General features: G+C 74.1%; 12 protein-coding genes. 5 read left to right on the top strand and 7 right to left on the bottom strand.

All coding sequences use genetic code 11. The annotated features are described in order from the left end of the window. Positions 1–1,063 (bottom strand): NAD-dependent epimerase/dehydratase family protein (locus AB0881_RS26180; protein ID WP_366620845.1); only part of this gene is annotated, 1,063 nt, incomplete at its 3' end. A gap of 134 nt (positions 1,064–1,197) precedes the next feature. Between AB0881_RS26180 and AB0881_RS26175 the strand changes: the two genes are divergently transcribed. From AB0881_RS26175 to AB0881_RS26165, 3 genes are read left to right on the top strand one after another with little or no spacing between them, the layout of a single operon-like run. Beyond that, positions 1,198–2,634 carry a zinc-dependent metalloprotease gene (locus AB0881_RS26175; protein WP_366620843.1) on the top strand — a complete coding sequence of 479 codons (1,437 nt, stop codon included), beginning with the start codon at positions 1,198–1,200 and terminating at the stop codon, positions 2,632–2,634. After that, complete coding sequence (locus AB0881_RS26170) at positions 2,631–2,810, top strand: hypothetical protein (RefSeq protein WP_366620842.1); 180 nt, start codon at positions 2,631–2,633, stop codon at positions 2,808–2,810. Before AB0881_RS26175 ends, AB0881_RS26170 begins: the two co-directional genes overlap by 4 nt. Beyond that, positions 2,807–3,358, top strand: coding sequence for an NUDIX hydrolase (locus AB0881_RS26165; protein ID WP_366620840.1), 552 nt, complete (start codon positions 2,807–2,809; stop codon positions 3,356–3,358). The genes AB0881_RS26170 and AB0881_RS26165 overlap by 4 nt, the downstream gene beginning before the upstream one ends. Here AB0881_RS26165 and AB0881_RS26160 read toward each other — a convergent pair. Then, complete coding sequence (locus AB0881_RS26160) at positions 3,348–3,983, bottom strand: hypothetical protein (RefSeq protein ID WP_366620839.1); 636 nt, start codon at positions 3,981–3,983, stop codon at positions 3,348–3,350. The two genes, AB0881_RS26165 and AB0881_RS26160, sit on opposite strands and share 11 nt — an antisense overlap. Beyond that, a complete protein-coding gene (locus AB0881_RS26155) occupies positions 3,980–4,594 on the bottom strand; it encodes a M48 family metallopeptidase (RefSeq protein ID WP_366620850.1) in 615 nt (204 codons plus the stop codon). Before AB0881_RS26155 ends, AB0881_RS26160 begins: the two co-directional genes overlap by 4 nt. A gap of 173 nt (positions 4,595–4,767) precedes the next feature. Between AB0881_RS26155 and AB0881_RS26150 the strand changes: the two genes are divergently transcribed. Continuing rightward, positions 4,768–5,100 carry a hypothetical protein gene (locus tag AB0881_RS26150; RefSeq protein WP_366620837.1) on the top strand — a complete coding sequence of 111 codons (333 nt, stop codon included), beginning with the start codon at positions 4,768–4,770 and terminating at the stop codon, positions 5,098–5,100. Between the two features lie 24 nt (positions 5,101–5,124). Here AB0881_RS26150 and AB0881_RS26145 read toward each other — a convergent pair whose 3' ends face one another. Then, a complete protein-coding gene (locus tag AB0881_RS26145; protein WP_366620835.1) occupies positions 5,125–5,925 on the bottom strand; it encodes an enoyl-CoA hydratase/isomerase family protein in 801 nt (266 codons plus the stop codon). 205 nt (positions 5,926–6,130) lie between these two features. Between AB0881_RS26145 and AB0881_RS26140 the strand changes: the two genes are divergently transcribed. Beyond that, entirely contained in the window at positions 6,131–7,507 is a 1,377-nt protein-coding gene (locus AB0881_RS26140) for an AarF/ABC1/UbiB kinase family protein (RefSeq protein ID WP_366620833.1), read from the top strand. 176 nt (positions 7,508–7,683) lie between these two features. Here AB0881_RS26140 and AB0881_RS26135 read toward each other — a convergent pair whose 3' ends face one another. The 3 genes from AB0881_RS26135 to AB0881_RS26125 all read right to left on the bottom strand — a co-directional run bounded on the left by AB0881_RS26135 (position 7,684) and on the right by AB0881_RS26125 (position 8,903). Then, positions 7,684–7,896, bottom strand: coding sequence for a hypothetical protein (locus AB0881_RS26135; RefSeq protein WP_366620831.1), 213 nt, complete (start codon positions 7,894–7,896; stop codon positions 7,684–7,686). A 97-nt stretch (positions 7,897–7,993) separates the two neighbouring features. Beyond that, positions 7,994–8,272, bottom strand: coding sequence for a WhiB family transcriptional regulator (locus AB0881_RS26130; protein WP_366620829.1), 279 nt, complete (start codon positions 8,270–8,272; stop codon positions 7,994–7,996). A gap of 121 nt (positions 8,273–8,393) precedes the next feature. Further along, positions 8,394–8,903 (bottom strand): hypothetical protein, encoded by a 510-nt coding sequence (locus AB0881_RS26125; protein WP_366620827.1) that lies wholly within the window; start codon positions 8,901–8,903, stop codon positions 8,394–8,396. Positions 8,904–8,916: the final 13 nt, after the last annotated feature.

Genomic DNA, 8,916 nt, shown 5'->3' with positions numbered 1-8,916 from the left:
TGACGTGGGTGGTGCAGATCCCGTCGCCGTGGGCGATGGTCGCCAGCCGCTGGACGGGGGTGCCCAGGAGCCGGCTGAACGCCTCGGCGCCCGCCGCGGTGGCCATGGTGGCCTCGCGGCCGCCGACGCGGCGCCCGACGACGGCGTGCCGGCCGGCGCTCTCCTCGGCCAGCACCTGGAGGGCGGTGGCGTTGTCGTAGGCGGGCTTCCAGCCGGCGGCGCGCAGCCGGGCGCAGTCGACGACCCACGGGTACGCCACGTAGTGCAGGTCCGTGGCGGGCGCCGGGGTCATGCCGAGGCGGTGCAGGCGCTGCGCCATCCCGAAGGTGAGGGCGGCGGGCAGCTCGAACGGGCGCTTGCCGGTGATCTCGGCCACCTCCTCGGCGCCGAGCCAGCCGTCGCAGCCGACGCCGAGGACGCCGGTGAGGCCCTCCACGACGACCAGTTCGAGCGCCGAGGCCAGGTCCTCGATGTGGCAGAACTGCCAGCCGGGGGTGCTCCCCTTGACCGACAGCAGCCGGGGCGCCTCGAAATGGCGGGTGATCACCGTGTCGACGTCCGGGCCGACCAGGGCGGCGGGGCGGACGACGGTCACGTCCAGGCCGGGATGGGTGAGCGAGGCGCCCGCGGCCAGTTCCTCCATCTCCAGGAAGTCCCCGGCGATCCCGGCGTCGGCCTCGGCGCCGAGCGGCGCGTCCTCGGGCAGCGGGACGGGGTTGCCGGCGCCCGCCCCGTACACCATGGCGCTGGTGACCAGGACCACCCGGCGCACCCGGGCGGCCGCGGCGGCGGTCACCACGGTCTGCGCGCCGCGGACGTTGTGGGTACGGCGCTCGCGCGGGTCCAGTTCGGGCGAGCGCAGCACGTCGAGGTTGACGATCACGTCCACGTCCGAGAGCCGGTTCGACAGCAGCGGGTCGCGGATGTCCGTCACGCGCCAGGTCACGTTCGGCACATCGCCGCGGTGGTCGTCGATCGCGACGACCTTGCGGATCTCCTCGCGGCCCGCCAGCCGCGCGGCCAGCAGCCGCCCCGCGCCGGTCGCCGCTCCGGTGACGGCCACGACCGGGCCCTTGCTACGCCCAGGGCGAACCTTGCCCGTTGCCACGGAGGCGCCCCCTTCCTTGTGTACGCGAGTCGGCCGTGACCGGCTAACGTTGCGGATATGAGCCCATCATGCATCCCAGGGGCAAACCGATGAGTGACACTCCCTTCGGCTTCAACCGTCCCGGTGACGGCGACGACGACGACAAGCCCCAGGATCCATTCAAGGCCATGGGCGGGGACATGCGGCAGTTCGCCGACATGCTGCACCGCTTCGCCGACATGATCGGCGGCCAGGGCGCCCCGGGCGCCGGTGGCGGCCCGCTGAACTGGGATCTCGCGAAGAACATCGCCCGGCACCAGGTCGCCGAGCAGGGCGACCCCTCGGTCGTGGACGCCGAGCGGCGCCAGGTCGAGGAGGCGCTGCGGCTGGCCGAGCTGTGGCTGGACGAGGGCACCACGCTCCCCGCCGGGATCCGCACGCCGGAGGCCTGGAGCCGGTCCGAATGGATCGAGCGGACGCTGCCGGTGTGGGCCAAGGTGTGCGACCCGATCGCCGCCCGGATGGTCGACTCGATGGGCGGCGCGCTCGGCGGCGGCGAGATCCCGCCGGACATGCAGGCGATGGCGGGCCCGCTGATCGGCATGGTCAAGCAGATGGCCGGGGCGATGGTCGGCGGCCAGGCCGGGCAGGCGCTGGGCGCGCTGGCCCGCGAGGTGGTCGGCTCGTTCGACGTGGGGCTGCCGCTGGCGCCCGACGGCGTGGCGGCGCTGCTGCCGGCCGGGGTGAGCGCGTTCGGGGAGGGCCTGGAGGTCTCCGAGGACGAGGTACGGCTCTATCTGGCGCTGCGCGAGGCCGCCCACCAGCGGCTTTTCGCGCACGTGCCGTGGCTGCGCGCGCACCTGATGCGCGCGGTCGAGGACTACGCCCGCGGCATCACGGTCGACCTGTCGGGCATCGAGCAGGCCGTCCAGGGGCTGGACCTCAGCAACCCGGAGGCGATCCAGCAGGCGCTCGGCGGTGAGATCCAGCTCACGCCCGAGGAGACGCCGCAGCAGAAGGCGGCGCTGGCCCGGCTGGAGACCACGCTCGCGCTGATCGAGGGCTGGGTCGACACGGTGGTCAACCAGGTGGCCGGGGACCGGCTGCCGGGCTCGGTGAAGCTGGCCGAGGCCGTCCGGCGGCGCCGCGCGACCGGCGGGCCGGCCGAGCGGACGTTCGCGACGCTCGTGGGGCTGGAGCTGCGGCCGCGGCGGCTGCGCGAGGCCGGCACGCTGTGGCGCTCGCTCACCGGCCTGCGGGGCGTCGAGGGCCGCGACGCGATCTGGGAGCACCCCGACCTGCTGCCGACCGCCGCCGACCTGGACGATCCCGAGGGCTTCGCGCACGGCAAGGACGAGATCGAGGGCCTGTCGGACCTGGACCTGTCCAAGCTCACCGAGAAGCCGGCCGAAGGCGACGCCGGCCCGGACGACGCCGGTGAGAACGCCGGCGAGAACGGCGAGGACCGCAAGGGCAAGGACGGCGAGGGCAAGGACGGCGAGGGCAGGGACGGCGAGCCCGGCGACGGACCGGAGCCACGCGCGTGAGGTCCCGGACGGGCCGTTCGCGCGTTCCGGGCTGCCGGTTCGAGCCCGCCACCGCGTCCGCGCAGTTCCGGCGGCGGATCGCGGGGGCCGGGCTGTGCTGGCAGCGGCCGGTCGATCAGGAGCGGCGGCGCCGGCACCCGGTCAACTCGCTGTATCCGCGCGTCGGCCGCGTATGACGCTGCACGCCGACACCGCCCGCGTCCTCGCGGACTGGCGGGCGCCGGAGCCAGAGCAGGATCGGCTGCGTGCCGACTTCCTGCGCCATCTGGAAGATCATCCGGACGGCATGTGGCGGGAGTGCGCCCCCGGGCACATCACGGCCAGCGTGCTGGTGCTGGACGCGGCGCGGACCCGCGCGCTGCTGACCCTGCACGGCAAGATCAAGATCTGGCTGCAGCTGGGCGGGCACTGCGAGCCCGGCGACGCCACGCTGGCCGGGGCGGCGCTGCGGGAGGCGGCCGAGGAGTCGGGGATCGCGGGGCTGCGGCTGCTGCCCGGCGGGCCCGTCCAGCTGGACCGGCACCGGGTGCGCTGCCATCCCGGGGGCTCGTGGCATCTGGACGTCCAGTACGCCGCGGTCGCGCCGCCGGACGCCCGGCACGCGATCAGCGACGAGTCCGACGATCTCGGCTGGTTCCCGCTGGACGCGCTGCCGGAGCCGACCGACGACGCCCTGCGGCGGCTGGCGGCGCGGGCCGCGCGGGCGGCGCCGGTCACGAGCTGAGCGGATGCCCTTCGAGGAGGGCGCGGGTGCACTCCCAGCCCTCCAGGCCGGGGTCGAGCAGCCGCACGTCGGCGGGCGCGCGGACGCGGTGCCAGGCGGGCCCCTGCGGGATCAGCCCGGGGCGCGGCGCGGCGGCGCGCACCCGGCGCAGCCCGCCGGGGGTGTCGAGATCGACGCCGGCGAGGGCGGTGTCCAGCCAGCCGGGCAGCGGCAGCCGCGCGGCCAGCGCGACCAGGCCCTCCGGGCCTCGTTCGGTCTCGGCCTGGCAGGCGCTCGCCGGGGCGCCGCCGAGCGCGCGGAACAGCTTGCCGATCAGCAGCGGCGGCAGGTCGGGGGCGTCCGGCGCCAGCAGCACGGCCTCCTCGGCGCCGAGGGCGTGCAGCCCGGCGAACGCGGCGGGCAGCCCCTCCGCCCGCACGACCGGGGTGCCGGGCCAGGTGATCGCCTCGGCGGCGGGCTGCTCGGGCGGGTCCAGCACCAGCGCGGGCGTGACGAGCTGGAGCCCGGCGGCGACCTCGTAGGTGTCCTCCAGCAGGGCCAGCCGGAACTCCTCGGGATCGATCCCGGGCGGTGCCGCCGGCTCGGCGGGCCGTACGGCCAGGACCGCGGCGTACCGTCCGGTCACCCGGCGACCCGGTGCCTGCCTTCGGGCGGCAGCTCGTCGTCCTCGTCCAGGCCGCCGTCCAGGCCGTCCTGCTCCATCGGCAGGTGCGCGGCCGCGGCCACGCCCTCCAGGTAGCCGCGGGCGCGGTCGGCCTTGGGGTAGTTGCCCACCAGCTTCCAGAAGTCCGCGCCGTGGCCGGGGACCAGGAGGTGCGCCAGCTCGTGGACGAGCACGTAGTCGACCACCCATGACGGCATCCCGCGCAGCCGGGTGGACAGCCGGATCGTGCCGTCGTCGGGCGTGCAGGACCCCCATCGCGCCCGCTGGTTGCCCACCCACCGCACGCTGGCGGGTACGGCCCGCCCGCCGAGGTGGCGCCGCGACAGCTCGCGCGCGCGTGCCTCGAGGTCGGAGTCGGTGGGGCGGCGGCGGCGTTCCCGCTCCGCGAGGCGCTCAAGGATGGTCGTGATCCACTGCTCCTCCTCGGCCTTGCTGAGCCGGGCCGGCAGCATCACGACGACCTTGTCCCCATCGCGGTACGCGGACACCGTCCGCCGCCGGCGATCGCTGCGGCGGACCTCAACGTTTGGGGGCACACCCGCACCGTACCTAAGTTTTTGCTTCCTCCACAGGGGGTGTTTTGAGTTTTCGCAGCTCAGCACCCTGTTTTTCAAGGATCCCCAAAGTGTTTCCACAGCGTCCGCCGGGGCTTTCCCAGGCGCTCCCCGACGCCGGTCACCACCGCGCCGGGCGTGATCCGCGCCCGCCCGGGTAGGAAGGGGGCCGGTCGAGACGAAGGAGCTGGGTGAACGTGGTAGGCGGGCAGGACCGGCAGGCCAGCGGCACCGGGGCGGAGACGCCGCCGGAGATCGCGGACGTACCGGACGGGCGGCGCGCCGTCCTCACGCCCCCGTCGACGGCGGCGCGGGTGGCCGGCGGCCTGGCCGGCGCGGTGGCGGGCGGGGCCGCGAGCCGCGCGCTGCACCCGCTGGCGCGGCGGGCCGCGGAGCGGTACGGGCTGCCGGCGAACGCGATCGTCCGCGCCGCGGACGTCCTGGCGCCCGTCCTGCTGGGCGCGGCGATGACGCGGCTCGCCGGTCACCGGCCGCGGGTCAAGGTCGTGCGCCGCGTACCGTGATCCCCTCAGGGACCACCCGGCGGGCTACTCCCCCGTGAACTCCGGCCGGCGCTTCTCGCGCTGGGCGGTGAGGCCCTCGATCATGTCCTTCGAGGCCATCGTGACGGGCTGGGCGAGGGACTCCCAGCGGAGCGCGGCCTCCATGTCCGGGTGGCCGCCTCCGGCCAGGGCGACCTTGGTGAGGCGGGTGGCGATCGGCGCCTGGGCGGCGATCCGCTCGGCGGCTGTCAGCGCCTCCTGGAGCACGAGTTCGCGCGGAACGGCCCGGTTGACCAGCCCGTACGGCTCGGCCTCGGCGCCGGTGACGACGCGGCCGGTGAACAGCATCTCGCGGGCCAGCGGCAGCCCGGCCACCTCGGGCAGCAGCCAGGTGGTGGCCATGCCGGGGTGCAGGCCGAGGGCGGTGAACGGGACGGTCAGCTTGGCGTCGGACGCGACGTACCGCAGGTCGCAGGCCAGCGCCAGCGCCAGCCCGGCGCCGACCGCGTGGCCGTTGATCGCGGCGATGGTCGGCACCTCCAGCTCGCGGATCGTGAGCCAGTCCCGGTAGAAGCCCAGCATCCGGTCGCGCAGCGCGGGGACGGCGACCGCGTTCTTCTCGGCGAGCCAGGAGAGGTCCCCGCCGGAGGTGAACGCGGTGCCGGCGCCGGTGACGACGACGCAGCGCAACCCGGCGTCGGCGCGCAGTCCGGCGATGGCGGCCGTCCAGGCGGCGGTCATCTCGTCCGACATGGCGTTGCGCTTGTCCGGGTCGTTCAGCGTCAGCACGGCGACGCCGTCCGGGCGGCGCTCGACCAGCAGGGCTGCGGAGGACTTCTCGGGCATGGGCGGCACCGTATCGCGCGGCCCCTCGGGGCGGTACGGGCGGGGCCGGGATGGCGGTACGCGCGTATACCACACGTTCGGAGCGCGTGAGAAAGCGCACACTTACTACGTTTTCGCAGGTCAACTCCGCGCATGAAACACGAGGTAGCGGTTGTTTCGCGATCGTTGTGGCGGAAACGAGACCCCATCCCCGACAATGGAGCGCGTGAGCGATCTTCCCCGCCGCGCGGTGACGCGGTCCGCAAAGCTGGCGTCCCTCCCGCTCGGATTCGCCGGGCGAACCGCGCTGGGCGTCGGGAAACGCACGTTCGGCCGGCCCGCCGAGGCGGTCGCGATGGAGATCCAGCAGCGCACCGCCGAGCAGCTGTTCAAGGTCCTCGGCGAGCTCAAGGGCGGGGCGATGAAGCTCGGCCAGATGCTGTCGATCTTCGAGGCCGCGCTGCCGCCGGAGATCGCCGGCCCGTACCGGGCCACGCTGACCAAGCTGCAGGAGGCCGCCCCGCCGCTGCCGGCCGCGGCCGTGCACAAGGTGCTGGCCCAAGGGCTCGGCGAGGACTGGCGGGACAGCTTCGAGTCGTTCGACGACGAGCCCGCCGCGGCCGCCTCGATCGGCCAGGTGCACCGGGCCGTGTGGGCGGACGGCCGCAAGGTGGCCGTCAAGGTCCAGTACCCCGGCGCCGGCAAGGCCCTGATCAGCGACTTCAACCAGCTCGCCCGGCTGGCGAAGCTGTTCTCGGTCCTGATGCCCGGCCTCGACGTGAAGTCGATGCTGGCCGAGCTCAAGGAGCGGGTGGCCGAGGAGCTCGACTACACGATCGAGGCCGCCTCGCAGACCGCGGTCCGCGAGGGCTACCCCGCCGACGACCCCGACTTCTACATCCCCGAGGTGATCGCCCAGGCCGGCGACGTGCTGGTCACCGAGTGGATCGACGGCACCCCGCTGTCGAAGATCATCAGCGAGGGCGACCAGGACGAGCGGAACCACGCCGCCCTCCTCTACTGCCGGTTCCTGCTCTCGGGCCCCAAGCGCTCGGGGCTGCTGCACGGCGACCCGCACCCGGGCAACTTCCGCGTCATGGCCGACGGCCGGCTCGGCGTCCTCGACTTCGGCGCCGTCGACCGGATCCCCGCCGACTTCCTGCACCGCATGGGGCGGCTGCTGCGGATCGGCACCATGGAGGACATCGACCAGGTCGAGGACGCGCTGCGGCGCGAGGACTTCATCCGCGAGGGCGTCGAGATCGACGCCGAGTCGCTCCAGGGGTTCCTCGCCCCGATCACCGAGCCGTTCGTCACGGACACGTTCGCGTTCAACCGCGAGTGGCTGCGCGACATGGCCGCCCGCGTCACCGACCTGCGGCCCACCAACGTCGTCCGGCAGCTCAACCTGCCGCCGGAGTACGTGATCGTGCACCGGGTGCTGTCGGCCGGCACCGGCGTGCTGTGCCAGCTCGAATGCGAGATCCCGGCGCGCGCCGAGTCGATGCGCTGGATCCCCGGCTTCGCCGACGAGGACGGGGACGTTCCCGAGATCACCGCCGCGGACGACGGCGACGGCGAGGACGGCGAGCTGGCCGGCTGACCCGCCTCTCCCCCCGCACACAGAACGGCCCCGGACATAGAACGGGCCCCGCGCGCTGATGAGGCGCGCGGGGCCCGTTTCGCGTGCCGCGGCGAGAGGGTTCGCGCGGCACGCCCCGGAGGCCCGCGAGGAGGCCGCGCCCGCCAAACCATCCAAGAAGGGCGGGCGGCGGCCTGCTACCGCACGGGCATGGACGTGTGCCGGTCGGGGCGGGGGCCGTACGGCTCCCCGGCCGAGGTGGGCGCCAGCAGGGCGCGCCGGACGCGGGCGGCCCGCGTCCTGGCGTCCCGGCGCGCGCGCCGCAGGGCGCGCACGCGCTGCGCCAGCTCCGGCTCCACCTCCGGCCCCGGTATTCGGGTCCGGGACAGGTCCTGGCTGAGCAAGGTCATGGCGTTCTCCCCGGCGGCCCGGGGGCACGGCCCCTGTACGGGGACCGTGCCTCCGGCGGCCGCACGGTCGATGGTCGGTACGGCGGTCATGTGGCCCTCAGACGGCCAGCTCGTCCGGGAGCGGGTTCTTGCGCGGGCGTCCACGCGGCCGCTTGCGCGGCACGATGACACCGCGGACGAACAGCTCCCCACCCCAGACGCCCCACGGCTCCTTGCGCTCCAGCGCGCCGGCGAGGCACTCCTTCTTCAGCGGGCACTCCAGGCACAGCGCCTTGGCGAGCTCGACGTCGGCGGGCGCCTCGGCGAAGAAGAGCTCCGGGTCGGTCCGGCACGGCAGCGTGAGGTCCTCCTCGCTCATCGCGAGAGCCCCCTGCATCACGGTCACCCTTGTTCCTCTCGTTGGTTCGCAACGGGTGTGTCGGTGGGTTACGGGCAAATAAGAAAGGCCGCGGATCCGGTGTCGGGATCCGCGGCCTGGGGGCTGTGCCGGTGTCTTTCTAGACCGGTCGCCTCCAGGGGGACGGACCCGAGCCACCCTTGATCGAGGTGGTGGTCACGTGGGCCGTGGCCGGAGCTTCGGGGTCGGCGCCTTCGGACCCGCCGAAGACACTCCACCCCTGCTCGTTCCGGGCCGTGCGCACGTCACCGCGCAGCACGCGCAGATCGCGCGGTGCACGCATGACGCGCTGTCGACCGCCGCCGAACTCGCACATCTGCATGCCATAGCCGCGCAGCGCCGAACGACCACCAAGGGCGAGGAGGCCCTGTGGCCGGACGGCGGACGCGCCGCCATGGTTCTCGGAGGAGCGCAGGCATGCGGCAGCCGCGATCGGCCCTGAGTTCCTCAAGATGTTGATCACCGGACTGCACACCACCTTCCTGGCTCCTCGGGGCCCGTCCTCCGGATCCAAGATCCAGACGGCCGGGCCGTTGATTGCTCGCATCGAGCGTACGGGGACTTCCGCAAACCAATCAAGGCATTTTTGACCTGCGGTTTTGTCGTTCACTTCACCCTCTGGC

The sequence above is a fragment of the Spirillospora sp. NPDC029432 genome (assembly GCF_040703975.1).
Classification (GTDB): domain Bacteria; phylum Actinomycetota; class Actinomycetes; order Streptosporangiales; family Streptosporangiaceae; genus Spirillospora.
This window is presented reverse-complemented; position numbering and strand designations above follow the sequence as displayed.